This is a genomic window from Solilutibacter tolerans (assembly GCF_900155935.1).
GTDB classification, from domain to species: domain Bacteria; phylum Pseudomonadota; class Gammaproteobacteria; order Xanthomonadales; family Xanthomonadaceae; genus Solilutibacter; species Solilutibacter tolerans.
The window spans coordinates 527,183-550,142 of sequence record NZ_FTLW01000001.1 but is presented as its reverse complement, the minus strand read 5'-3'; the positions used below and the strand labels follow the sequence as shown (position 1 = coordinate 550,142).

The 22,960-nt window shown below is 62.5% G+C and carries 25 protein-coding genes; 5 read left to right on the top strand and 20 right to left on the bottom strand.

Going from position 1 to position 22,960, the window contains the following annotated elements; all coding sequences use genetic code 11:
- Positions 1-40: 40 nt before the first annotated feature.
- From hfq to rlmE, 6 genes are all read right to left on the bottom strand, one after another.
- A complete protein-coding gene (gene hfq, locus BW989_RS02680; protein WP_076585052.1) occupies positions 41-319 on the bottom strand; it encodes an RNA chaperone Hfq in 279 nt (92 codons plus the stop codon).
- A gap of 102 nt (positions 320-421) precedes the next feature.
- Complete coding sequence (miaA, locus tag BW989_RS02675; RefSeq protein ID WP_076585050.1) at positions 422-1,378, bottom strand: tRNA (adenosine(37)-N6)-dimethylallyltransferase MiaA; 957 nt, start codon at positions 1,376-1,378, stop codon at positions 422-424.
- Positions 1,378-2,868 (bottom strand): sodium/proline symporter PutP, encoded by a 1,491-nt coding sequence (gene putP, locus BW989_RS02670; RefSeq protein WP_076585048.1) that lies wholly within the window; start codon positions 2,866-2,868, stop codon positions 1,378-1,380. The genes miaA and putP overlap by 1 nt, the downstream gene beginning before the upstream one ends.
- Positions 2,869-2,932: 64 nt before the next feature.
- Positions 2,933-3,826, bottom strand: a complete 894-nt coding sequence (gene folP, locus BW989_RS02665) for a dihydropteroate synthase (RefSeq protein ID WP_076585046.1) — start codon at positions 3,824-3,826, stop codon at positions 2,933-2,935.
- A gap of 103 nt (positions 3,827-3,929) precedes the next feature.
- Positions 3,930-5,834 carry an ATP-dependent zinc metalloprotease FtsH gene (gene ftsH / locus BW989_RS02660; RefSeq protein WP_076585044.1) on the bottom strand — a complete coding sequence of 635 codons (1,905 nt, stop codon included), beginning with the start codon at positions 5,832-5,834 and terminating at the stop codon, positions 3,930-3,932.
- A gap of 34 nt (positions 5,835-5,868) precedes the next feature.
- On the bottom strand, positions 5,869-6,498 hold the full coding sequence (gene rlmE / locus BW989_RS02655; protein ID WP_076585042.1) for a 23S rRNA (uridine(2552)-2'-O)-methyltransferase RlmE: 630 nt from the start codon (positions 6,496-6,498) through the stop codon (positions 5,869-5,871).
- Positions 6,499-6,579: 81 nt separating this feature from the next.
- Between rlmE and yhbY the strand changes: the two genes are divergently transcribed.
- Positions 6,580-6,888 (top strand): ribosome assembly RNA-binding protein YhbY, encoded by a 309-nt coding sequence (yhbY, locus tag BW989_RS02650; RefSeq protein ID WP_076585040.1) that lies wholly within the window; start codon positions 6,580-6,582, stop codon positions 6,886-6,888.
- Between the two features lie 9 nt (positions 6,889-6,897).
- The gene (locus BW989_RS02645) at positions 6,898-7,272 is read left to right on the top strand and encodes an Mth938-like domain-containing protein (RefSeq protein ID WP_076585038.1); all 375 of its coding nucleotides are present in this window, start codon (positions 6,898-6,900) and stop codon (positions 7,270-7,272) included.
- A gap of 24 nt (positions 7,273-7,296) precedes the next feature.
- Here the strand turns inward: BW989_RS02645 and BW989_RS02640 are convergent, their stop codons facing one another.
- The 4 genes from BW989_RS02640 to surE are packed head-to-tail and all read right to left on the bottom strand — an operon-like array spanning position 7,297 to position 10,128.
- A complete protein-coding gene (locus tag BW989_RS02640) occupies positions 7,297-8,067 on the bottom strand; it encodes a peptidoglycan DD-metalloendopeptidase family protein (protein WP_076585036.1) in 771 nt (256 codons plus the stop codon).
- A gap of 4 nt (positions 8,068-8,071) precedes the next feature.
- Positions 8,072-8,677 carry a YqaA family protein gene (locus BW989_RS02635; RefSeq protein WP_076585034.1) on the bottom strand — a complete coding sequence of 202 codons (606 nt, stop codon included), beginning with the start codon at positions 8,675-8,677 and terminating at the stop codon, positions 8,072-8,074.
- Between the two features lie 15 nt (positions 8,678-8,692).
- Complete coding sequence (locus BW989_RS02630; protein WP_076585032.1) at positions 8,693-9,361, bottom strand: protein-L-isoaspartate(D-aspartate) O-methyltransferase; 669 nt, start codon at positions 9,359-9,361, stop codon at positions 8,693-8,695.
- A complete protein-coding gene (surE, locus tag BW989_RS02625; RefSeq protein ID WP_076585030.1) occupies positions 9,361-10,128 on the bottom strand; it encodes a 5'/3'-nucleotidase SurE in 768 nt (255 codons plus the stop codon). Before surE ends, BW989_RS02630 begins: the two co-directional genes overlap by 1 nt.
- Positions 10,129-10,188: 60 nt before the next feature.
- Between surE and BW989_RS02620 the strand changes: the two genes are divergently transcribed.
- Positions 10,189-10,749, top strand: coding sequence for a Smr/MutS family protein (locus BW989_RS02620; protein WP_076585028.1), 561 nt, complete (start codon positions 10,189-10,191; stop codon positions 10,747-10,749).
- Here the strand turns inward: BW989_RS02620 and BW989_RS02615 are convergent.
- The 9 genes from BW989_RS02615 to BW989_RS02575 form a co-directional block, all read right to left on the bottom strand.
- Positions 10,733-11,341: a DUF3267 domain-containing protein gene (locus tag BW989_RS02615; protein WP_076585026.1), complete on the bottom strand. Its 609-nt coding sequence runs from the start codon at positions 11,339-11,341 to the stop codon at positions 10,733-10,735. The two genes, BW989_RS02620 and BW989_RS02615, sit on opposite strands and share 17 nt — an antisense overlap.
- Positions 11,338-12,363 (bottom strand): tRNA pseudouridine(13) synthase TruD, encoded by a 1,026-nt coding sequence (gene truD / locus BW989_RS02610; RefSeq protein WP_076585309.1) that lies wholly within the window; start codon positions 12,361-12,363, stop codon positions 11,338-11,340. Before truD ends, BW989_RS02615 begins: the two co-directional genes overlap by 4 nt.
- Positions 12,364-12,372: 9 nt before the next feature.
- Complete coding sequence (ispF, locus tag BW989_RS02605; protein ID WP_076585024.1) at positions 12,373-12,870, bottom strand: 2-C-methyl-D-erythritol 2,4-cyclodiphosphate synthase; 498 nt, start codon at positions 12,868-12,870, stop codon at positions 12,373-12,375.
- Positions 12,867-13,562, bottom strand: a complete 696-nt coding sequence (gene ispD / locus BW989_RS02600) for a 2-C-methyl-D-erythritol 4-phosphate cytidylyltransferase (RefSeq protein WP_076585022.1) — start codon at positions 13,560-13,562, stop codon at positions 12,867-12,869. The genes ispF and ispD overlap by 4 nt, the downstream gene beginning before the upstream one ends.
- Entirely contained in the window at positions 13,559-13,903 is a 345-nt protein-coding gene (gene ftsB, locus BW989_RS02595) for a cell division protein FtsB (RefSeq protein WP_076585020.1), read from the bottom strand. The genes ispD and ftsB overlap by 4 nt, the downstream gene beginning before the upstream one ends.
- A gap of 6 nt (positions 13,904-13,909) precedes the next feature.
- Positions 13,910-15,196 carry a phosphopyruvate hydratase gene (gene eno, locus BW989_RS02590; protein WP_076585018.1) on the bottom strand — a complete coding sequence of 429 codons (1,287 nt, stop codon included), beginning with the start codon at positions 15,194-15,196 and terminating at the stop codon, positions 13,910-13,912.
- Positions 15,197-15,211: 15 nt separating this feature from the next.
- Positions 15,212-16,045: a 3-deoxy-8-phosphooctulonate synthase gene (gene kdsA, locus BW989_RS02585; protein WP_076585016.1), complete on the bottom strand. Its 834-nt coding sequence runs from the start codon at positions 16,043-16,045 to the stop codon at positions 15,212-15,214.
- Positions 16,042-17,724, bottom strand: coding sequence for a CTP synthase (pyrG, locus tag BW989_RS02580; RefSeq protein ID WP_076585014.1), 1,683 nt, complete (start codon positions 17,722-17,724; stop codon positions 16,042-16,044). Before pyrG ends, kdsA begins: the two co-directional genes overlap by 4 nt.
- Before the next feature lie 103 nt (positions 17,725-17,827).
- Entirely contained in the window at positions 17,828-18,085 is a 258-nt protein-coding gene (locus BW989_RS02575) for a hypothetical protein (protein ID WP_076585012.1), read from the bottom strand.
- 87 nt (positions 18,086-18,172) lie between these two features.
- On the opposite strand from BW989_RS02575, the gene parE reads away from it, so the two are divergent.
- Complete coding sequence (gene parE / locus BW989_RS02570; protein WP_076585010.1) at positions 18,173-20,062, top strand: DNA topoisomerase IV subunit B; 1,890 nt, start codon at positions 18,173-18,175, stop codon at positions 20,060-20,062.
- 214 nt (positions 20,063-20,276) lie between these two features.
- On the top strand, positions 20,277-22,076 hold the full coding sequence (locus BW989_RS02565) for an alpha/beta hydrolase family protein (protein WP_165688537.1): 1,800 nt from the start codon (positions 20,277-20,279) through the stop codon (positions 22,074-22,076).
- A 59-nt stretch (positions 22,077-22,135) separates the two neighbouring features.
- On the opposite strand, the gene hutG is transcribed toward BW989_RS02565, so the two are convergent.
- The gene (hutG, locus tag BW989_RS02560) at positions 22,136-22,921 is read right to left on the bottom strand and encodes an N-formylglutamate deformylase (protein WP_076585007.1); all 786 of its coding nucleotides are present in this window, start codon (positions 22,919-22,921) and stop codon (positions 22,136-22,138) included.
- Positions 22,922-22,960 lie beyond the last annotated feature (39 nt).

Below are 22,960 nucleotides of genomic sequence, written 5' to 3'. Positions count from 1 at the left end.
GCAATTCAGGCGACTCGGCGGAACAAGCAAAATTTCCGCATCAGTCGTCCGTGGGCGACGATGACATCGCGTCATCGTCTGGGGATTGAACGTAGCCGCCGCCCGGACCAACGCGCACATTGCGCGCCGGCACCACGGTCGAGATGGCGTGCTTGTAGACCATCTGGCTCACCGTGTTACGCAACAGGACCACGAATTGATCGAAGGACTCGATCGTTCCCTGAAGCTTGATGCCATTGACCAGATAGACGGACACCGGCACGCGCTCGCGGCGCAAGGCATTCAGGAACGGATCCTGCAAGGATTGGGCTTTGGACACGACACTTTCCCCTTTGATTTTTCGTTCTTGTTTGTTGTTGTTCTGATGTTGCCAGCCGCCAGTCCCACCCGGCGGAACCCCGAGTTTAGCGCAAGCCATTGATCAAACGGGGGCAAATGCCTGTGCGGCGCGCCACAATCCTGTGCCGTCGATCTGGGGATCGAACCACTGCGCATCAAGCTGGCCACGCAACCAGGTCAGCTGGCGTTTGGCCAACTGACGGGTGGCGAAGATGGCGCGATCGCGGAATTCGGCCGCATCGTACTGGCCATCGAGATGCTCCCAAGCCTGCCGATAACCCACCGCGCGAATCGCCGGCAGGTCCAACGGCGCGGGGTGATCACGCAATTCCCGCAAGGCGCGTAGGCCGCGCACTTCATCGAGGAAGCCGGCCGCCAGCATCTGGTCGAAGCGCGCCTCGATGCGTTGATGTAGCGTGGCGCGTTCGGTGGGTGCGAGCACTAGCTTGAGCACGCGAGCGGGAAATGACGAAGACGCCTTGCCCTCGCGCTGCCACTGGCTGATCGGCTTGCCGCTGAGTTGCCATACCTCCAGCGCCCGCTGGATGCGTTGTGGATCGGTAGCGTGGATGCGTGATGCTGCCTCCGGATCCACCTTCGTCAATTCGGCATGCAGGGCTGTCCAGCCTTCGCTTTCGGCCCGCGCACTGATCGCCGCGCGAATCGCCGGGTCTGCCTGCGGCATCGCTGCGAGGCCTTCGAGCAACGCTTGGAAATACAGCCCCGTGCCGCCGACGAGAATCGGCAGTTTGCCGCGGGCGAGGATGTCGTCGATGGCGAGGCGTGCATCGTGGGCGAACTCCGCGGCCGAATACGGCTGCCACGGCTCGCGCAGGTCGATCATGTGATGCGTCGCCTGCGCCAATTCTTCCGCATTCGGCTTGGCCGATCCGATATCCAGTCGCTGGTAGACCAATGCCGAATCGACACTGACGATTTCGCCTGCGTATTGTTCCGCCAAAGCCAACGAAAACGCGGTCTTGCCCGACGCGGTCGGGCCCATCACCGCGATCGCGGGCGGACGACGATCTGCCGTCATCAATACCCCGTCTGCGCCAACTCCGCGCGCACCGCGTCATGCGTTGCGAGGACTTCGCGGGAAGGCGCTGCGGTCGACAGGCTGACACCGATGACAGCCAGCGAGCCAGCGATGAAGCCGGGCACGATCTCGTAGAGCGCGCTGCCCGCATATTGCTTCCACAAGATCACCGTGACCGCACCAACAATGATGCCGGCCAGCGCACCCCATCCATTCATGCGCCGCCAGAACAGCGACATCAAAACCACCGGACCGAATGCGGCGCCAAAACCGGCCCACGCATAGCTGACCAGGCCCAGCACGCGGCTATCGGGGTCGCGCGCCAAGAAGATTGCCAAGAGCGCGACCAAGGCGACCATCGCCCGACCAAACCAGACCAGCTCGCGCTCACTTGCGGCGGGACGCACGAAGCCGCGATAGAAATCCTCGGTGAGTGCGCTGGCGCACACCAACAACTGGCAGGACAGCGTGCTCATCACCGCGGCCAAGATCGCCGATAGCAGGATGCCCGCGATCCATGGATTGAACAACAGCTCGGCCAAGACGATGAACACACGCTCGGGATTCGCGTTCACCGCCGCGGCTTGGTCGGCATGCGCCTCGAAATAGCTGATGCCGAAAAAGCCCACCAGGATCGCGCCTAGCAGGCAGAGGAACATCCACGTCATGCCGATGCGACGCGCCTGCGGAATCGTCTTCACGCTCTCCGCTGCCATGAAACGCGCCAGGATGTGCGGCTGGCCGAAATAGCCAAGACCCCAGGCGAGCGCCGAGATCACTGCAATCACGCCACCCGCGCCGATCCACGACATTTTTTGCGGATCGTTCTGCTCGATCAGCGCGAGGCTGGCCGACGGCCCACCCACCGCCGTCATCACGATCACCGGCGTCAGCACCAGCGCGAAGATCATCAGCGTCGCCTGCACGGTGTCGGTCCAGCTGACCGCGAGAAAGCCACCAATCAAGGTATAGGCAATCGTCGCCAAGGCGCCCCACCAAATCGCCTCGGCATACGGCAGGCCAAATACGCTCTCGAACAAGCGTGCGCCAGCAACAATCCCGCTGGCCGCATACAGGGCGAAGAACACAAGGATGACAAGTGCCGACACCACGCGCAGCAACTTGCCGTTCTCGCCAAATCGCGTGGTGAAGTAATCCGGCAACGTCAACGCATCGGCGCTGCGTTCGGTGTACAGCCGCAGCGGCCCGGCGACGAATCGCCAATTGAGATACGCGCCGATCAAGAGCCCCACCGCAATCCACGCCTCGGACAAACCGGTGAGATAGAGCGCACCGGGCAAGCCCATCAACAACCAACCACTCATGTCCGATGCGCCCGCCGATAGCGCAGTGACATAACCACCCAGCGAGCGACCGCCAAGGATGTAGTCGTCGAAGTCGCGCGTGCGCCACCAGGCGATGAAACCGATGGCGATCATCGCCACCAAGTACAGCCCGAAGGTGATCAGGAGCGGCGTGCTGGCAGTCATGCGGAACTCCGCGGAAAGATGTCCGGAGTTTACCCGCAGTGAGGGCGCGCCATTTCCATGGCAACTATTCCGGCCAGATGATCTCGGGTGGCCCGCGCTCGGCACGGGGCGCGGGAACGGCAGCCACCGCCTCCCATACTTTTAGTGCATCCACGGTCGCCGCCACATCGTGCACCCGCACGAGACGGGCACCGTTCTGCGCGGCGATGAGATGCGCCGCTACCGATCCAAACACGCGCTCAGTGGGGATGTCGCGACCGGTCAACTCACCGATGGTCTTCTTGCGCGAGAGCCCGGTCAGCACCGGCACACCCAACTCAGTGAAACGTTGCAGGCGCGCCAGCAACAGCAAGTTGTCATCGCGCTGCTTGCCGAAGCCAAAGCCTGGGTCGACGATGATTTTTTTCCTGTCGATGCCGGCCATCTCGCAGGCGAAGATGCGCTCAGCCAGGAAGCGATGCACTTCGCCCACCACGTCATCGTACGACGGCGATTGCTGCATGGTGCGCGGCTCGCCCAGCATGTGCATCAACACGACGGGGATGCCAAGCGCAGCGGCTTCATCTAGCGCGCCATCGCGACGCAGGGCATACACATCGTTGATCATGCCAGCGCCTGCCTGCGCAGCTGCACGCATCACCTCAGGCTTGGAGGTGTCGATGCTGATTGGCACGTCCACCTGCGATGACAATGCCTCGATTACCGGAATCACGCGGCGCAGCTCTTCATCGATGGCGACTTCACCCGCACCCGGGCGCGTGGACTCCCCGCCGATATCAAGCACGTCGGCGCCTTCTGCCACCAGCCTCAGCCCATGCGCAATGGCTGCAGCCGTGGTGTCATATGCGCCGCCATCGGAAAACGAATCCGGGGTCACGTTGACGATGCCCATCACCCGCGTGCGGTCGAGCTTGAGGATGCGGCCAGCGCAATTAATTTGGGGGGCGGTGTCGAACATCAGCGGGGTTCCTTGTGCATGTCGGCAGCGTAAACGATCGGGCTCACGCCAAAAAAGAAAGGGCGACATCACTGCCGCCCTTTCGTCCAACACGTGAGATCGATCAGGTACTCGGCGCTTCCACGCCGCCCAGATGCAAGGTCTTCGGCTCTTCAACCGCCGGACCACCCGGCGACCAACCAGCCGGCGGCGGTGGCTCGCGGCCTTCCATGATGGCGTCGATCTGCGGCGCATCGATGGTCTCGTACTTCAGCAACAACTTGGCCATCGCGTGCAACTTGTCGACGTTCTCGGTGAGGATGTCGGTCGTGCGCGTGTAAGCGCGATCCAGAATCCCGCGCACGACCACATCGATCTTGCGCGCGGTCTCGTCCGAGACATGCTTGGTCTGCGATACCGAGCGACCCAGGAACACTTCTTCCTCGTCTTCCGCATAGGTGATCGGGCCGAGCTCGTCGGACAAGCCCCACTTGGTCACCATGTTGCGCGCCATCTTGGTCGCGCGCTCGATGTCGTTGGAAGCCCCCGTGGTCACCTTGTCGGCGCCGAAGATCAGCTCCTCGGCGACACGGCCGCCGTAGAGCGACGCCAGCTGCGACTCGATCGCCACCTTGTTGAGCGAATATTTGTCGCCCTCGGGCAGGTACATGGTCACGCCCAACGCACGGCCGCGCGGGATGATCGTGACTTTGTAGACCGGGTCGTGCTCCGGCACCATGCGGCCGACGATGGCGTGGCCCGCCTCGTGGTAGGCGGTGAGCGTCTTTTCTTCCTCGCTCATCGCCATAGAACGGCGCTCGGCGCCCATCAGGATCTTGTCGCGCGCCTTGTCGAAATGATCCATGCGCACGGACTTGGCGTTCTCGCGCGCAGCGAACAAGGCCGCCTCGTTCACCAGGTTAGCGAGATCCGCCCCGGAGAAACCGGGCGTGCCGCGCGCAACGATCATTGGCTCGACGTCATCGGCCAGCGGCACCTTGCGCATGTGCACGCGCAGGATCTGCTCTCGGCCCTTCACGTCGGGCAGGCCCACGACGACCTGGCGGTCGAAGCGGCCCGGACGCAGCAACGCGGGGTCAAGCACGTCGGGGCGGTTGGTGGCCGCAACGACGATCACGCCCTCGCCTCCCTCGAAGCCGTCCATCTCGACCAGCAACTGGTTGAGCGTCTGTTCGCGCTCGTCGTGACCGCCGCCGAGACCGGCACCACGATGACGACCGACCGCATCGATTTCGTCGATGAAGATGATGCACGGCGCCTGCTTCTTCGCCTGCTCGAACATGTCGCGCACACGCGAGGCACCGACGCCGACGAACATCTCGACGAAGTCGGAGCCGGAGATCGAGAAGAACGGCACCTTGGCTTCGCCGGCGATGGCTTTCGCCAGCAAGGTCTTGCCGGTACCCGGCGGGCCGACCATCAGTACGCCGCGCGGGATGTGGCCGCCAAGCTTCTGGAAGCGCGAAGGATCACGCAGGAATTCGACGAGTTCCGCGACTTCTTCCTTCGCCTCGTCCGCGCCGGCGACATCGGCAAACGTGACTTTGGTCTGGTCCTCGTTGAGCATCTTGGCGCGCGACTTGCCGAACGACATCGCGCCCTTGCTGCCGCCCTGCTGCATCTGCCGCATCATGTAGATCCAGATGCCGATGAACAGCGCCATCGGCAACAGGTTGATCAGCAAGCTGACCAGGATGCCGCGACCGGACGATGCAGGTTCTTGGCTGATCTCGACCTTGTGGTTGATCAGGTCATCCATCATGCGCTCGTCGCGCGGGGCATTGGTGCTGCCCTTGCTGTTATCGGTACGCTCGAACTGGATCGTGCGGCCGTCGTCGGCGATCTCCACCTTGCGGATCTTGTCGCTGCGCACGGCCTCGATGAATTCCGAATACTGCACGGTGCCACCACCTGCAGCGCCGGTACGTGGGCTGAAACCCTGGAACACCATCATCAATACGATGGCGACAGTTACCCAGAGCAGCATGTTCTTCATCAGGTCTTTCATCGAATCTCCGGGGCCTGGCCCCATGACCGGGCGGTCATTTCATCTGCGCCAGCTTGCCCTGGGCCAGCGCATATACCTCGTTGGAACGGCGTCGCGATGCGGCCGGCTTGCGAATCGCCAGCTTGGCATAACGGCGGCGCAGCTCTCGCACGTATTCGTCGAAACCCACGCCTTGGAATAGCTTGATCAGGAACGTGCCCCCGACGCGCAGATGATCATCGGCAAATGCCATGGCCAACTCCGACAGGTGCATGGCCCGGGCCTGATCGACCTGGTCCACACCACTCATATTGGGGGCCATGTCGGACAACACAAGGTCGACCGCCGCCCCATCCAGCATCTTCTCAAGTTCCGATAAGACGCCATCCTCCCTGAAATCCCCATGAAGGAACTCCACGCCGGCGAGTGTCGGCATCTCAAGGATGTCCGAGGCGATTACCCGCCCGGTATCGCCCAATTCCTTGCGGACCCATTGCGACCACCCCCCCGGCGCGGCGCCCAAGTCCACCACCACCATCCCGGGCTTGAGCAGCCGATCGCGCTCGACCAGCTCCTCCAGCTTGTAGGCGGCGCGCGATCGCATGCCCTCGGCCTGCGCCTTCTTGACGTAGGGATCGGAGAAATGCTCCTTGAGCCAGCGCTGGCTGGATTTACTGCGTGACATGAGGGATGCGGGGCGCCCGATGGGCTGGAAAGGCAGGCCTGCATGATACCCTGAGGTCTTCCATCACCCCGTAGATTCCGCATGACCAGCGCCCCGCTCACCTCCGCCCAGACCCGCTTCCTGCGTGGCCAGGCCCACGAGCTCAAGGCTTTGATGCAGATCGGCGGCAAGGGCATCACTGACGGCGTGATCGCAGAGCTGAACCAGCTGCTGGAGGACCATGAGCTGGTCAAGGTCAAGGTCGGTGCTGCCGACCGCGAATCCCGCGACGCGATGATCGAGTCGCTAGCCGAACGCTGTGAAGCGGCATTGGTCCAGCGCATCGGCCATACCGCCGTGCTGTACCGCCAATCGCACGACAAGCGCCATATCGTGTTGCCACGCGCCTGAGGCCATACGGTGCATCTGGTTCAGGAACCACCGGATTTCGAATTCTTCCTGCGTGGTGCCGATGGTGCATCAGCCCTGGTCAACGAACGCCGGCTGACCCGTAGCTTCATCATCGCGCCGAATCAATTGCTCGAAGATTGGCCGGTGAGTGCAGTCGACCAGTTGGATGCGGCATCGATGGGCGCGCTTTTGGCGATGAACCCCGAAGTGGTGATTCTGGGCACCGGGGCGACACAGGGCTTCCCTTCCGCCGAAGTCATGGCCGCCTGCCTGCAACACGGCATCGGCATTGAATGCATGACCAACGCGGCCGCCGCACGCACATTCAACGTGTTGGCCGGCGAAGGCCGGCGCGTGGTCGCGGGCTTCCTGCTGCAAGGCTGAGTAAGCGCCCAGCCTTGGCATCCATTACTTGCGCGGCAGATACAGCTGCGGATCGACCGGCTTGCCGTTCAGGCGAATCTCGAAATGCAGCATGTTGCGTGCCGCACCTGTGCTACCCAACTCGCCGATTTGCTGGCCCGACTTCACCACCGCGCCCTCGCTGACGAGACGCTTGCGATTGTGACCGTAGGCGCTTAGCCACTGGTCGTTGTGCTTGACGATGATGAGTTCGCCATAGCCGACCAGGCCCGAGCCCGAATACACCACCGTGCCATCAGCCGCGGCGCGCACGGCATCGCCCGCATTGCCGGCGATGTCGATGCCTTGCCGGGTCGGGTTACCGGATTGATACGTGGTCAGCAATGCGCCATCGGCAGGCCAGCGCCACGCCAGGCTGGCGACCGGCGCGACCACCGACGGTGGCGGCGTGCTCGGGCGCGTCGTCGCCTGCTTCACCGGCGTGCGCGGCGGTGGAATGGTCGCCACGCTTCCACCCGGATACAAGCGCAGGCGCTGGCCCGGATGGATGATGTAAGGCGGCGGGATGTTGTTCCACAACGCCAAATCCAACGCGGTGATGCCGTTGGTGGTAGCAATGCGATAGACCGTGTCGCCCTTTTGTACCACTTGCGTCGCGCCGTATTTCGGCTGTGAAACACGCACGGGTGAAGACGCACTGCGCGGCACATTGCTAGCGGACGAGCCACTGGTGCGCACCACACTGCTGCTGCAGCCAACGACCATCACGGCAATGCCGGCGAGGATCAAGGGTTTGATTGTCGATCTGCGATTCATTCGCTCAAGCCTTCCAGATGAGATAACCAACCAATGCGGCGAGGATCACCAATGCCGTCCAGCCCACCGGTTCGATGTAACGATGCAGCGCGCGTTCCGCACGCTCGCCGCCAAGGCGAATTGCCAGCGCGATCAAGAACACGCGCTTGCCGCGGCCAACCAACATGCTGGCAAGGAACGGCAGCATCGGCACGCCGACGATACCCGACGCCCAAGTGAACACTTTCATGGGGATGGGCGAAAAACCGGCCAATACCAGGAACCAGAATACCGACCAGGGCGATGCCGCGGACTTCTCGCGCACAACTGCAATGCCCTGCTCGATCTTGTCCAGCATGTGCAGCGAGGACAGCACTGGTTTCAACGCCTCGTAGGCGTAATGGCCCAAGTAATAGCCGATGACGGCGCCTACCATCGATGCAGCCAAGCTGACACCGGCAAACCAGAAACCACGCTTCGGCTGCGCCAGGCACATCGGTGCAAGCATCACTTCCGGCGGGATCGGAAAGAAAATCGCCTCGATGAAGCTCAGAAAGGCCAGTAGCCATGTGGCATTGCGATGTTGCGCCCAGCGCAGCGTGCGCTCGTAGATCGGCCCGAAAACCTTCATTGCATCTTGTCCTTCTCAGCCATCCACGATGCCGGCGAGCAGCGGCACGAAGCTCACCGGCGCCAGGTTGATTTGTTCGATGTCGCCATCGCTCGTCTTGCGCAGGCGCAACAGTTGCCCCGCCACCGGCGCAACCAAAGTGCCGCCCGGCGCGAGCTGTTCGACCAATGCGGGCTCCAATGCTGCCGCACCGGCCGTGACGACGATGGCATCGAAGGGCGCATGTTCCGCCCAGCCGACGCGTCCATCGTCATGACGGCTGCGAATTTCCAAGTTCAATTTACGGAAACGCTTGCGTGCGCCGCGCAGCAAGTCGCCGATGCGCTCCACCGTATAGACCTGCAAGCCCAGGGCCGCCAGCATCGCTGCCTGATAGCCGGAGCCTGTGCCGATTTCGAGCACGGTCTTGGGCTGTGTTTCCAGCACGGCTTCGGTCATCTTCGCCACGACCCACGGTTGCGAGATGGTCTGACCATGGCCGATGGGCAATGCCGTGTCTTCGTAGGCGCGCGCGGCCAGGGCTTCATCGACAAACAAATGGCGCGGCAAGGTGCGCACGGCGACCAGCACGCGTTCGTCGTGCACGCCTTGTTCGCGCAGGCGTTCAATCAAGCGGTCACGCGCGCGTTGGCTGGTCATGCCGACCCCCAATGCGTCAGGTTGCAGGCGCATGCGCGAAACCATCACGCGTCGAAACCCTGGACCCAGCTGGCCACTTGCTCCAGCGCCTGGTAACGGGTCAGGTCGACCTTAATCGGCGTCACCGATATCGCACCCCGGCGAATCGCGTCGAAGTCGGTCCCCGGGCCTGCGTCTTGTTCCGGACCGGCCGGGCCGATCCAGTAGAACGCACGACCTCGCGGATCAGGCGCGGCGATACAGGCTTCTGCACGATGCCGGTTGCCCAGGCGCGTCGCCTCGAAGCCGGTGACTTCGTCCCAGGCGATATCCGGCACATTGACATTCAGGATGGTGTCGGCAGGCAGCGGATCACTTGCCAAGCGCGCGACGATCTGCACGGCAGCACGCGCCGCGGTCTCGAAATACTGCGGATCGTGGTCACGCGTGACCAGCGAGACGGCCACCGCCGGCAAGCCGAGGAAGCGCCCTTCCATCGCCGCAGAGACGGTGCCGGAATAAATCACGTCATCACCCAGATTCGCCGCATTGTTGATGCCGGAGACCACCATGTCGGGCTCTTCGCGATCATCAAACATGCCGGTCAACGCCAGATGCACGCAATCGGTCGGCGTGCCATGCACGCGCCAGGTATCGGCATCGAGTTGGACGACGCGGATGGGCATGTCGAGGGTGAGCGAATTGCTGGCACCGCTGCGGTCGCGGTCGGGCGCGACCACCGTCACTTCGTGGCCGGCCTCGCGCAGCTGGCGGGCCAGGATACGGATGCCCGGCGCGTCCACGCCATCGTCATTGCTCACCAGAATGCGCATGCGGTTCCTCGTTACGAAGCGGTCATGATACCGGAGCGACTTACCGGCTAAAGTTTCCGCATGAGCCGCAAACCGCCCGAACAGCTCGATCCGCCCGCTGACGACGATGATGCCGCGCTGTTTCGCTCGGCGATCGGCCCGGTGCGCGAGATCGATGCCGGGCCGGCGCCACCCGCCAAGCCCCGACCCAAGCCCCGCGCCGCCATGGCCGAACGCGACGAAGCCAATGCCCGCAGCGAATTCCGCCTGGCGCTGGGGGAACAATTGCTGGGTGCGGGCGATGCGCTGAGCTATCGCCGCGACGAAGTGACATCACGTGTCTTGCGTCGCCTGGCACGCGGTGAATATGCGGCCGGCGACGAGCTGGACCTGCACGGCATAGACGCCAAGACCGCGGAAAACTGGCTGCGCGAGTTCCTCCGCCACGCCCTGCACGAGGGCATCGCCTGCGTGCGCATCATCCACGGCAAGGGACGTTATTCGGCGGAAGGCGTACCGGTGCTGAAGAACCTGGTCGACCGCATGCTCCGCCAACGCGCCGATGTGCTGGCTTTCCACTCCGCGCCGACCGCGCAGGGCGGCACCGGCGCGGTGCTGGTGCTGCTCAAGACGAAGCGATGACCGGCGTAGTCCGCCACCATGTGTAATAACCCCGGTTACGCAGACGCGCCCCTCGCGGGCTGCCGCGCAGGATCAACCACGTTCCCATCAAATCGCCGCAGGCCAACATCCCGTTCATCATCGACACGCCCGCCGCCCAAGGTACGAACTGCCCGATGGCGAGACAGACCGACCAAGGCAACACGGTCAATACCAGGAACGGCCCGAGCAACACCGCGGCATAACGACCACGCGACATCTCACCAAAATACATCGCGTAGAGCACGCCGTGCTTGCTGCTACCGCCCACCACGCTCTGGTCGCTACGTCCCATGCCCGGGTGCAGCAATAAATGAATGCCTTCATGCACCGCCATCAGCGGCAATAGCAACAAGATGGCCGCGACGCTCGCGATGGCGAGGCCGCGCGAGTTCTCACTGCCGGGCACCAAGGCCCACGCAAGAATCAACAACGGCAAGGTGATGACCAAAGCGACGCCCGCATAAAGCTGCAATTGCTCTGCCGGCGGCTCGGGTAGTTTGGCCCAGCCGCCTTCGACTTCTGGCTCGAAATCCGGGTTGTCCGGGAATCCATTTTCGCGGTGCCATTTCATGGCCGTTGCACATCCTCTACGTCGCCCAACTCACGCAATACGGTGGTCGCATAACTGCCCGCAGGCAGCTGGAAGGACAACGACAAGACATCCTCCGCCTGCCATGTCCATGCGAGCGCCGACACCTTCAGCCGAAGTCCGCGGCGTTCTTGTTTCATGCCGGCTTTTTCCAGACCGTCGCATAGCTCGGCATAGGTCTGGGCGATGTAGCTTTCCAGTACGCGAATCGCAGCTTGCGGACGCAGTTCTCCACGCCCCCACATGGGACCAGTCGGGTGGATGTCGAAGCTGGCGAGACGCGTCGCGATGGTCTCATCGACCTCGACCGGGCCGAATACGCTGTGGCTGCCGTCCAGCATGAACACATCGCCCTCGATGCCCTGATCCCAGTCATTACGCTGAACGCGCTGATCCAGCACGGCGTTGAAAATCTGCGAGCGCGCAGCAGACAGCAGCAATGATCGCTCGTCGCGACGGACCCGCTTGCCCGCAAACATCGCCAAGGCCTGGGACACGTTGTCACCGCCGCGACCAAAGCGCTGCTCGCCGAAATAATTGGGCACGCCTCGCGCGCTGATCACTTGCAGGCGCGTTTCGACAGCATCTCGCTCGCCTTCGACATCGCGCAGCACCAGCCCGAAGCGATTGCCCGTGAGGGCGCCGCGCGGCAATTTGCGTGCGTGCCAGTCCGCGGACAGCACCTTGAAGTCATCCGCTTGCAACGCAGTTACGTCTGGCGAAGTTTTCTTCGGGATCCACACGGTGAAGCGTTGGCGCGTGACGGCATGCCGGTCCTTCAACCCCGCATACCCGATGGCCGATTCCGCAACGCCCGCCCACTGCGCGATCCGGCGCAGGGCGTGCATGGTCGTCATGCCCCGCTTTTCGATCGCGAGCAACAGGTGCTCACCGCTGCCGCTGGGCTCGAAGGTGTCGATCTCATCGACGCGGAAATCTTCAGCCGTGGTGCGCAGACGCGCCTTGAGTACCGGTGCGCCATGCGCGCGTGCGAGATCCTGGATAGACAAGAATCAGCCCGCCACCAGCAGGCACGCGGCCTGTGCGGCGATGCCTTCGCCGCGGCCGGTAAACCCCAGCTTCTCGGTGGTCGTCGCCTTGATGCTCACGGCATCCAACTCAAGGCCCAACTCATTCGCCAGCAAGCGACGCATCGCCTCGGCATGCGGTCCAACTTTTGGGCGTTCGCAAATCACCGTGATGTCGCAATTGCCGACCCGCCAGCCGCGCTCACTGAGCAACGCATTGCAATGACGCAAAAAATCGATGCTGGCCGCATCCTTCCAGCGCATGTCGCTGGGCGGAAAATGCTGGCCGATGTCGCCGAGCGCCAAGGCACCCAACATCGCATCGCACAGCGCATGGATCACCACGTCGCCATCGCTATGCGCTTCCACGCCTTGCGTGTGCGGCACGCGCACGCCGCCGAGCATCACGTGATCACCCGGCCCAAAGCCATGCACGTCGAAGCCCTGCCCGATCCGCATTCGCGGCGTGTTGTCATTGCTCATCGTGGTGACACCATGAATTCGAAGCGCGCGAGATCCGCGGGCGTGGTGATCTTGAAATTGTCTTCCGAACTTTCGACCAGACGCGCATGGATGCCGATACGTTCCATCGCCATCGCCTCGTCGGTCACGTCGATGCCCGCCGAAGCCGCATCGCCCAAAGCCTTGGCCAGCAGGCCGCGTGGGAAAGCCTGCGGCGTGAACGCACGCCACAACTTGTCACGCGGTTCGGTCGCGGCGATATCGCCAGAATCATCCGCACGCTTGAGGGTGTCGCGCACGGGCGCGGCCAGGATCGCCCCCTGCAGATGCGAATCCAATGCAGCGAACAAGGCGTCGAGATCGACATGCGACACATTGGGACGCGCGGCATCGTGGACCAGCACGGCATCACCGCCCGTCACTTCCACCGGTAAAGCTGCAAGTGCATTCGAGACCGATGCCGCACGGCTCGTCCCACCAATGCAAGTCCGCACCGGCTTGCCATGCATGTCGCTCAACGACACAGGCCAAAGCGCATCTCCGGCTGACAACGCCACTATCGCCCCAGCGATGCGCGGATGCGAGAGCAAGGCATCAAGCGTGTGCAGCAGGATGCTACGCCCCGCGACTTCGACATATTGCTTGGGGATGTCGCCGCCAAAACGTGCGCCACTGCCCGCAGCGGGGATCACGCACCAGTGCGTGATGCTCACTCGGCCTCGGCCTCGGCAGGGGCAGGTGCGGCCGGCTTGGGACGGTCATCGACCACGCGATAGAAGGTTTCGCCGGGCTTGATCAACCCGAATTCGTCACGGGCGCGCTCTTCGATCGCCGCGCCGCCCGATGACGGATCCTTCAGATCGCGCACCTCGGCCGCGAGTGCATCGTTGCGCTCCTGCAGGTCGGTGTTGGCAGCCTTTTGCTTGTCGACCTGTTCGGACAATGCGCCCACCTGGCGCTGCCCGCCCACGCCAAACCACAGCCGGTACTGCAGCCAGCCAAGCAAAGCCAGCAGTACCAGCGTGATGAGAAACAGCGGGCGCGGACCGCGCATCCGGCGTCAGCGCTTAATCGACACGAAGGCGTCGCGACCGGCGTACTTCGCCGCGCTGCCCAGTTGTTCCTCGATACGCAGCAGCTGGTTGTACTTCGCCACGCGATCGCTCCGGCACAGCGAGCCGGTCTTGATCTGGGTCGCGGTGGTGGCCACCGAGATATCGGCGATGGTCGTGTCTTCGGTTTCGCCCGAACGATGCGAGATGATCGCGGCGTAATTCGCAGCATCGGCCATCGCGATGGCTTCCAGCGTTTCCGACAACGTGCCGATCTGGTTGACCTTGATCAGAATCGCGTTGGCGACGTGCTCGTCGATGCCCTGCTTGAAGATGCGCGGATTGGTGACGAACAGATCATCACCCACCAACTGCACACGGTTGCCGACTTTCTCGGTCAAGAGCTTCCAGCCTTCCCAATCGTGCTCACCCATGCCGTCTTCAATGGTGATGATCGGATACTGGTCGCACCAGCCCGCAAGGAAATCGACAAACTGCTCGCTGGTCAAACGCTTGCCTTCGCCCGTCAGGTTGTACTTGCCGTTGTCGTGGAACTCGCTTGAAGCGACATCCAGACCCAACAGCATGTCGTCGCCCGCCTTGTAGCCCGCCTTGCCGATGGCCTCCAAAATCGTGTCGAGCGCTTCGGCATTGCTGCGCAGGTCCGGCGCGAAGCCGCCTTCATCGCCCACCGCCGTGGACAGGCCGCGGCCCTTCAACACCGATTTCAGTGCATGGAACACTTCCGTGCCCGCACGCAGCGCTTCGGAGAAGCGATCAAAGCCCACCGGCAGGATCATGAATTCCTGCATGTCGACGTTGTTGTCGGCATGCGCACCGCCATTGATGATGTTCATCATCGGCACCGGCAACACCGGCGCGCGGCCGTTGGCCAGATACTTCCACAGCGGCTCCTTGCGTGAGGCCGCCGTCGCATGCGCCACCGCCATCGACACACCCAGCAGCGCATTCGCACCAAGGCGGCCCTTGTTCTCGGTGCCATCCAGATCGATCAGGCGCGCATCGACACCCTTCTGGTCCGCTGCGTCCATGCCCTTCAGCGCATCGGCAATCGTCGTGTTGACGTTGCCGACGGCGTTCTGCACGCCCTTGCCGAGATAGCGCGTCTTGTCGCCATCGCGCAGTTCGACTGCTTCCTTGGTGCCGGTGGAAGCGCCCGAAGGCACCATTGCGCGGCCGAAGCTGCCATCATTCAGGGTGACTTCCGCTTCAAGCGTGGGATTGCCGCGGCTGTCGAGGATTTCGCGGGCGTGGACATGGCTGATCGTGGTCATGAGTCTTTCAGTTCTTCAAAGTTGGGATTCGATGAAACCGTTGCGCTTGGTGATCGCATCGATCTCCTTCAAGGTTTCAAGCAAGGCGCGCATCTTGCCGAGCGGCCACGCATTCGGGCCATCGCTGAGCGCCTTGGCCGGATCGGGGTGCGTTTCCATGAAGATGCCGCTGATGCCGACCGCCATCGCCGCGCGCGAGAGCACGGGCACGAATTCGCGCTGGCCGCCGCTGGAGCTGCCCTGCCCGCCCGGCAACTGCACCGAGTGCGTCGCATCGAACACCACCGGGCAACCGGTATCGCGCATCACGCTGAGCGAGCGCATGTCGGAGACGAGATTGTTGTAACCGAAGCTCGCGCCGCGCTCGCACACCATGATGTGTTGATTGCCGGTCGCCTTGGCCTTCTCGACCACGGGTTTCATGTCCCACGGCGAGAGGAATTGGCCTTTCTTGATGTTGACCGGCTTGCCCGCGTTGCAGACCTTGGTGATGAAGTCGGTCTGGCGCACGAGGAAAGCCGGCGTCTGCAGCACATCGACGACCGAAGCGACTTCGTCCATCGGCGTGTACTCGTGCACATCGGTCAGAAGCGGCACATCGAGCTGGCGCTTCACCTCGGCCAGCACCTTCAGGCCCTCTTCCATGCCCGGGCCGCGGAAGCTATTGAGCGACGTGCGATTTGCCTTGTCGAAGCTGGATTTGAAGATGAAGGGGATGCCCAGCTCGCTGGTGATTTCCTTCAGCTTGCCGGCGGTCTCGATCTGCAACTCCATCGACTCGACCACGCACGGGCCGGCGATCAGGAAGAACGGCTTGTCGAGGCCGATGTCAAAGTCGAGCAATTTCATGCTGCTGCCTCGCTCAAGAGTTTGCCGCCAGCTTTACGTTCACGCGCTGCGCGAATGAAGCCGATGAACAGCGGATGCCCACCACGCGGGGTGGAGAGGAATTCCGGATGCGCCTGGCAAGCCAGGAACCAGGGATGCGTCGGCCACTCGATCATCTCGACCAGCGTGTCGTCCATCGATTTGGCCGAGAACACCAGGCCTACGTCTTCCAGCTGGGTGCGGTAGTGATTGTTGAACTCGTAACGGTGTCGATGGCGCTCGCCCACCACATCGCTGCCATAGAGCTTGTGCGCCAGCGTACCGGGCTTCACCCGCTGCTGCTGCAGGCCCAGGCGCATGGTGCCGCCGAGATCGCTCGCTTCGCTGCGACGCTCGACTTCACCCGTGGACGTGCGCCATTCGGTGATGAGGCCGATGACCGGGTGCGGATTGTTGCGGTCATTCTCGGTGCTGTTGGCGCCTTCAAGGCCGGCGAGGTTGCGCGCAGCATCGACCACCGCCGCCTGCATGCCGTAACAGATGCCGAAATACGGGATGCCCTGCTCGCGGGCGTGTTTGGCGCTCAACACCTTGCCTTCGAAACCGCGATCGCCAAAGCCGCCGGGCACCAGAATGCCATCGACATCGGCCAGTGCGGCTTCCGCTCCATCGCGCTCGACGTCCTGCGATTCCAGCCACTTCAACTTGACGCGAGTGCGTTGGCGGATGCCGCCGTGCTTGAGCGCTTCGGCCACGGATTTGTACGCATCCTGATGGTCGATGTACTTGCCGACGACCGCGATCGTGACTTCGTCCACCGGGTTCTGGGTCGCATCGACCACGGCTTCCCATTCGGACAGGTCGGCTTCGTTTGACGCCTTGCCTTCTAGACGCAATTGGTCGACGACGATCTGGTCGAGCTGCTGTTCGTGCAGCCACGCCGGAATCTTGTAGATGTTGTCGAGGTCAATCGCGGTGATGACCGCGCGTTCCGGCACATTGGTGAACAGCGCAATCTTGCGGCGTTCGCCTTCCGGCAAGGGCTGCTCGCTACGGCAGATCAGCACGTCCGGCTGGATACCGATCGAACGCAATTCCTTCACCGAGTGCTGGGTAGGCTTGGTCTTGAGCTCGCCGGCGGCGGCGATGAACGGCACCAGGGTGAGGTGCATGAACATAGCGCTCTGCGGGCCGCGCTCCGTGCGGATCTGGCGAATCGCCTCGAGGAACGGCAGGGATTCGATGTCGCCCACCGTGCCGCCGATCTCGACCAGGGCGACGTCGTAACCGGCGGTCGCCTCGTCGATCCGGCGCTTGATCTCGTCGGTGATGTGCGGGATCACCTGCACCGTGCCGCCGAGGTAATCGCCGCGGCGTTCCTTGCGGATCACCGAGTCGTAGATCTTGCCGGTGGTGATGGAGTTCTTGCCCGACAGGCGCGTGTTGACGAAACGCTCGTAGTGGCCGAGGTCGAGGTCGGTCTCGGCGCCGTCATCGGTCACATAGACCTCGCCATGCTGGAACGGCGACATCGTGCCGGGATCGACGTTGATATAGGGGTCGAGCTTCATCATCGTCACCTTGAGCCCGCGGGCTTCAAGGATGGCGGCGAGTGAGGCGGCGGTAATGCCTTTGCCAAGCGAGGAAACCACGCCTCCGGTCACGAAGATGAGGGGCGTAGTGGCAGCGGGGGTCGTCATGATGCGGGCGTCGCGCTGGAAAGCGACATTCTACCGGCCGAGGGCCACAAACGCGAACGCCCCGGCGAGCCGGGGCGTTCTGCTGCAGGAACGACGCGAGCGATCAGTTCGCAGGGTCTTCTTCCTCTTCCTCGCGGCCATCGCCACTCTTAGAGGCCTTAGCCTTGCGCTCGGCGCGGCGCTGCTTGGCCGCCTCGGCATCCGCCTGCTTGCGGGCGTCGGCCTTGGCCTTGTCGCCCTCGGCCTGCGATTGCTCGGTGCTCGCCTTGGCATCGACCTGCTTCTGCTGGGCCATGGCGTTGCCCGCCACCAGCATCAGGGCGGCGGTACCGGCCAGTAAGATCATCGAACGGAATTTCATGGGGTCTCCTCGTCCCGTCTCAGTGGTCGGGACGATGGCACTTTACGATGCAGCGCCTGAATACTGGCTGGTGCGTAAACTATTCCGATGAATACCCGCTACAACGCCGCCGATATCGAAGTCCTGTCTGGCCTTGACCCCGTCAAGCGCCGCCCGGGCATGTACACCGACACCAGTCGGCCCAATCACCTGGCCCAGGAAGTCATCGACAATGCGGTCGACGAAGCCCTGGCCGGCCACGCCAGCCGCATCGACGTGACCCTGTTCGCCGACGGCAGCTGTGAAGTGGCCGATGACGGCCGCGGCATGCCAGTCGACATTCACCCGGAAGAAGGCATCCCGGGTGTGGAATTGATCCTGACCCGCTTGCACGCGGGCGGCAAGTTCAGCAACCGCAACTACACGTTCTCCGGCGGCCTGCACGGCGTGGGCGTGAGCGTGGTCAACGCGCTCTCGACCCGCGTCGATCTCTACATCAAGCGCGAGGGCAACGAATACCGGATGGGCTTCGCGAATGGCGACCCGGCCTCCCCGCTGGAAATCGTCGGCAGCGTCGGCAAGAAGAACACCGGTACCCGCCTGCGCTTCTGGCCCGATGGCAAATACTTCGACACGCCCAAGTTCGCCCTGCGAGCGCTCAAGCACTTGCTGCGCGCGAAGGCAGTGCTTTGCCCGGGCCTGACCGTCACCTTGTTTGACGAGGCCAGTGGCGAACGCGCCGAATGGCACTACCAGGACGGCCTGCGCGATTACTTGAAGGGTGAGCTCGCGCAAACCGAAGCCCTGCCCGCCGAACTGTTCGTCGGCCAGCTGAAGAAGGACACCGAAATCGTCGATTGGGCGGTCGCGTGGATTCCCGATGGCGAGCTGGTGCAGGAAAGCTACGTCAACCTGATCCCGACCGCGCAGCACGGCACCCACGTCAACGGCCTGCGATCGGGCCTGACCAATGCGCTGCGCGAGTTCTGCGACTTCCGCAACCTGCTGCCACGCGGCGTGAAATTGGCGCCGGAAGACGTGTGGGATCGCGTGTCCTTCGTGCTATCGCTGAAGATGCAGGAGCCGCAGTTCTCCGGCCAGACCAAGGAGCGCTTGTCCTCCCGCCAGGCCGCCGGCTTCATCGAAAGCGCCGCGCACGATGCGTTTTCGTTGTGGCTCAACACCCACACGGAACTGGGCGAGAAGATTGCGCAATTGGCGATCGAACGTGCATCGGCCCGCCTCAAGACCGAGAAGCAAATCGTCCGCAAGAAAGTGACGCAAGGCCCTGCCCTGCCCGGCAAGCTGGCCGACTGCATCTCGCAGGATCTCTCGCGCACCGAGCTCTTTTTGGTCGAAGGCGACTCGGCCGGCGGCAGCGCCAAGCAGGCACGCGACAAGGACTTCCAGGCCATCCTGCCGCTGCGCGGGAAGATCTTGAACACGTGGGAAGTCGGCAGCGGGCAAGTGCTCGCCTCCACCGAAGTGCATGACCTCGCCGTTGCCATCGGCTGCGACCCGGGCAAGGACGATATCTCCGGCCTGCGCTACGGCAAAGTGGTGATCCTGGCCGATGCGGACTCGGACGGATTGCACATCGCCACCCTGCTTTCTGCCTTGTTCGTCAAACATTTCCCGGCACTGGTCGAAGCCGGCCATGTGTTCGTGGCGATGCCGCCGCTGTTCCGTGTCGACGTGGGCAAGCAGGTGTTCTACGCGCTGGATGAAGAAGAAAAGCGCCTGCTGCTGGACCGCATCGAGCGCGAAAAGATCAAGGGCGCGGTCGCCATCACCCGCTTCAAGGGCTTGGGCGAGATGAATCCATCGCAATTGCGCGAATCCACCATCCATCCGGATACACGGCGTCTGGTGCAGCTCACCAATGACGATGACCTGCAGACCCGCGGCCTGATGGACATGCTGTTGGCGAAGAAGCGCGCATCGGATCGCAAGGCATGGCTGGAGCAGAAGGGCGACCTGGCGACATTGGAAGTGTGATCTTCCCTCTGGAATAACTGGCAAGGCGCGAATAGGCTGTCCCCGGGGCCAAAAACCGGGGAGTAACAGAATGTTCAAAGCATCGATGTGCTTGACCGCAATTGTCGTGGGGCTGTGCCTGCCTGCTTTTGCACAAATACCCACCGCTCATGACTTTGCGCGCCATTCGGAAGTTTACGAGGTTGCGCTGTCGCCAGATGGCAAGCATGTCGCGATGACGCTGCCTACCCAAGACAATCGCGAGACCCAATTGCTGATCGCTCCACTGGATGGCAACGGCAAGACCCAAAGGATGCGCTTCGGCAATCAAGAGCATGTATCGGACATTGTCTGGACTGCGGATGATCGGGTGACCTTGGCACGTGCACGCAATATGCCGTTGCAACCGATGCCCTACAGCCTGGGTCAACTGTTCTCCACCGACGTTACCGGCAAAGACCAGGAAACTTTGTTCGGCTACTTCCAGAACAAAGGCTTGGCAACCGCTCGCCGCAAGGACGAAGGCTTCGCCAGCCTGGCCAAGGTGCTGGATGAGGAACCTGGAAGTGCGTTGGTCTGGTTCACCTGCTGGAATTGCGGCGAACGACCAGACACTGTGGTTTACAAAGTCGATACGCGCACCGGCAACCGGCAGGAAGTCGAAAGGGTCAAGGATTCCGCACATCTCTATTTCGACCAGACCGGGCACGCTCGCGTCATGGTGGGACGAGATGACAATGATGAGCCGACGGTCTCCTATCGCCGTACACCAACAGCTGATTGGGCCCCGATGCCTGAATCGCTCGTCGGCTACAACCTGTCGGGCATCCACTTCGATGCCAGCGGAAACAAGGCAACCGCTTCCGTCAGCGACAAGGGGGAGGCACCGAGTTGGTATCGACTTGATCTGAATGCAGGCACACGCACCCCTATCGATTATCGCGCCGGCTTCGAAGCTGCCTACGTACCCCGCGCCGGTCGCAATGGCCCGCCGATCGCGGTGATCTCGCTGGCTGCCAAACCTAGCGTTCAGTACCTGGATCCCACATCCGAATTTACCAAGCTGCATGCAGGGCTGATGAAGGCATTCCCTGCCCATATCGTCGATTTCGATGACTTCTCACGTGACAGTCGCAAGGTCTTGTTTCGAGTCTTCTCTGACCGACAACCGACCAAGTGGTACGTGATTGATCGCGACACGATGAAGACCCAATTGGTTGCCGAGTCCATGCCGTGGATCAAGGCAGAACAGATGGCGTCCGTCACCCCGATCGAATTCAAGTCCCGCCATGGCGAGACCATGCACGGCTTCATCACGAGCAAAGGGCCTGGACCACGTCCGATGGTGGTGATGCCGCATGGCGGACCACATGGCCCCTATGACAGCTGGGGGTTCGATCCGCACGCGCAGTTCCTCGCCAGCCGCGGATATGCGGTACTGCAAGTCAACTTTCGCGGCTCAGGTGGACGCGGGATCAACTTCGAGAAATCCGGCTACCGCGAATGGGGCGGCAAGATGCAGGACGACATCGCCGATGCCGTGCGTTGGAGCATCGACAACAAGGTCGCGGACCCGTCGCGCATCTGTACCTTCGGCGCCAGCTATGGCGGCTACGCCGCGCTGATGCAGCCCCTGCGCTTCCCCGAGCTTTACAAATGCGCGATTGGATACGTCGGCGTGTATGACCTGACGGTGATGAAGAAAGAAGGCGATATCACCCAAAGCCGGGATGGCCGCCGCTACCTTGATCGTGTCCTCGGCAAGGATGACGCACAACTAAAAGCATGGTCGCCTGCGCAGAACGTGGATGCGATCAAAGTGCCTGTGTTCCTGGTACAAGGCGATGCCGATCGCCGGGTGCCAATGCCGCAATTCAACGCGCTGAAAAACGCATTTACTGCCCGCGACATCCCGGTTGAAACCATGGTGGCTGCAGGTGAAGGGCACGGTTTCTATTCGGTGAAGAACCGGGAAGCTCTTTATCAGCGCATGGAAGAATTCCTGGGCAAACACATCGGCGCGGGCGCCAAGTAATGTCCGGATTGATGATGGGGCAGTCCGGTGGCTGCCCTCATCTTCAGGCTTGATATCGGTCAACCCAATGCTGTTGTAAGCATCTGTCGTAAAAGTGGCTGCAGTTGCGCAGCCTTGTCTCCATCCCACTCAAAACTCGCCTCGTCCATATAGCAGCGCTGGCTGGTTTCCAGCTGGATCGCTTCCACGCCATCATCGGGCATGCCGTAGTGACGGGTGATGTGGCCGCCCTTGAATCGGCCGTTACTCACGAAGCCATAATCGCCCTGCCCGGCCAGTACGCTTTCGATTCGCACTTGGGTGGCTGGCAGGCAACTCGCACCGTTCGCAGTGCCCAGATTGAGATCAGGTAGTTGACCTTCAAACAGGAAGGGCAACGCATCCCCCTTGATCGAATGGCCTTCCCACAAGACGACGCGGCCATGCCGCGCACGTAGCCGCGCGATCTCACCGCGCAAGGCGTCGTGATACGGACGCCAATAGGTCTCGACGCGCGCGCGCACTTCGGCTTCATCGGGCTCACGGCCGGGCTGGTAGACAGGCTCACCCGTGAACTGCACCAACGGACACAATCCGGTGGTGTTCTGCCCCGGATACAGCGAGACATCATCCTCGCCGCGATTGAGGTCGATAACGTAACGCGAATGCATCGGCACGATCATCGACGCACCCATTTCGCGCGCGAAATCGTAAAGACGGGCGATATGCCAGTCGGTATCGGGCACGCGGCGCGCACTATCGGTCAGGCGCGATGCAATATCGGCGGGGACACGCGTTCCATCATGCGGCACGCTGACCAGGAGCGGCAGCTCGCCGCGATGCAGGGTGAAGATGTCGTCGCTCATGCCGCCAGTTTAACGACCCTCAATGCGAACGCCCCGGCG

Excerpts from the sequence above, each read along its gene's own strand:
- miaA (WP_076585050.1), bottom strand. The coding sequence starts at position 1,378 with ATGACGGCAGATCGTCGTCCGCCCGCGATCGCGGTGATGGGCCCGACC.
- putP (WP_076585048.1), bottom strand. The coding sequence starts at position 2,868 with ATGACTGCCAGCACGCCGCTCCTGATCACCTTCGGGCTGTACTTGGTG.
- folP (WP_076585046.1), bottom strand. The coding sequence starts at position 3,826 with ATGTTCGACACCGCCCCCCAAATTAATTGCGCTGGCCGCATCCTCAAG.
- ftsH (WP_076585044.1), bottom strand. The coding sequence starts at position 5,834 with ATGAAAGACCTGATGAAGAACATGCTGCTCTGGGTAACTGTCGCCATC.
- rlmE (WP_076585042.1), bottom strand. The coding sequence starts at position 6,498 with ATGTCACGCAGTAAATCCAGCCAGCGCTGGCTCAAGGAGCATTTCTCC.
- yhbY (WP_076585040.1), top strand. The coding sequence starts at position 6,580 with ATGACCAGCGCCCCGCTCACCTCCGCCCAGACCCGCTTCCTGCGTGGC.
- BW989_RS02640 (WP_076585036.1), bottom strand. The coding sequence starts at position 8,067 with ATGAATCGCAGATCGACAATCAAACCCTTGATCCTCGCCGGCATTGCC.
- BW989_RS02635 (WP_076585034.1), bottom strand. The coding sequence starts at position 8,677 with ATGAAGGTTTTCGGGCCGATCTACGAGCGCACGCTGCGCTGGGCGCAA.
- BW989_RS02630 (WP_076585032.1), bottom strand. The coding sequence starts at position 9,361 with ATGGTTTCGCGCATGCGCCTGCAACCTGACGCATTGGGGGTCGGCATG.
- surE (WP_076585030.1), bottom strand. The coding sequence starts at position 10,128 with ATGCGCATTCTGGTGAGCAATGACGATGGCGTGGACGCGCCGGGCATC.
- BW989_RS02620 (WP_076585028.1), top strand. The coding sequence starts at position 10,189 with ATGAGCCGCAAACCGCCCGAACAGCTCGATCCGCCCGCTGACGACGAT.
- BW989_RS02615 (WP_076585026.1), bottom strand. The coding sequence starts at position 11,341 with ATGAAATGGCACCGCGAAAATGGATTCCCGGACAACCCGGATTTCGAG.
- ispF (WP_076585024.1), bottom strand. The coding sequence starts at position 12,870 with ATGAGCAATGACAACACGCCGCGAATGCGGATCGGGCAGGGCTTCGAC.
- ftsB (WP_076585020.1), bottom strand. The coding sequence starts at position 13,903 with ATGCGCGGTCCGCGCCCGCTGTTTCTCATCACGCTGGTACTGCTGGCT.
- eno (WP_076585018.1), bottom strand. The coding sequence starts at position 15,196 with ATGACCACGATCAGCCATGTCCACGCCCGCGAAATCCTCGACAGCCGC.
- kdsA (WP_076585016.1), bottom strand. The coding sequence starts at position 16,045 with ATGAAATTGCTCGACTTTGACATCGGCCTCGACAAGCCGTTCTTCCTG.
- pyrG (WP_076585014.1), bottom strand. The coding sequence starts at position 17,724 with ATGACGACCCCCGCTGCCACTACGCCCCTCATCTTCGTGACCGGAGGC.
- BW989_RS02575 (WP_076585012.1), bottom strand. The coding sequence starts at position 18,085 with ATGAAATTCCGTTCGATGATCTTACTGGCCGGTACCGCCGCCCTGATG.
- parE (WP_076585010.1), top strand. The coding sequence starts at position 18,173 with ATGAATACCCGCTACAACGCCGCCGATATCGAAGTCCTGTCTGGCCTT.
- BW989_RS02565 (WP_165688537.1), top strand. The coding sequence starts at position 20,277 with ATGACGCTGCCTACCCAAGACAATCGCGAGACCCAATTGCTGATCGCT.
- hutG (WP_076585007.1), bottom strand. The coding sequence starts at position 22,921 with ATGAGCGACGACATCTTCACCCTGCATCGCGGCGAGCTGCCGCTCCTG.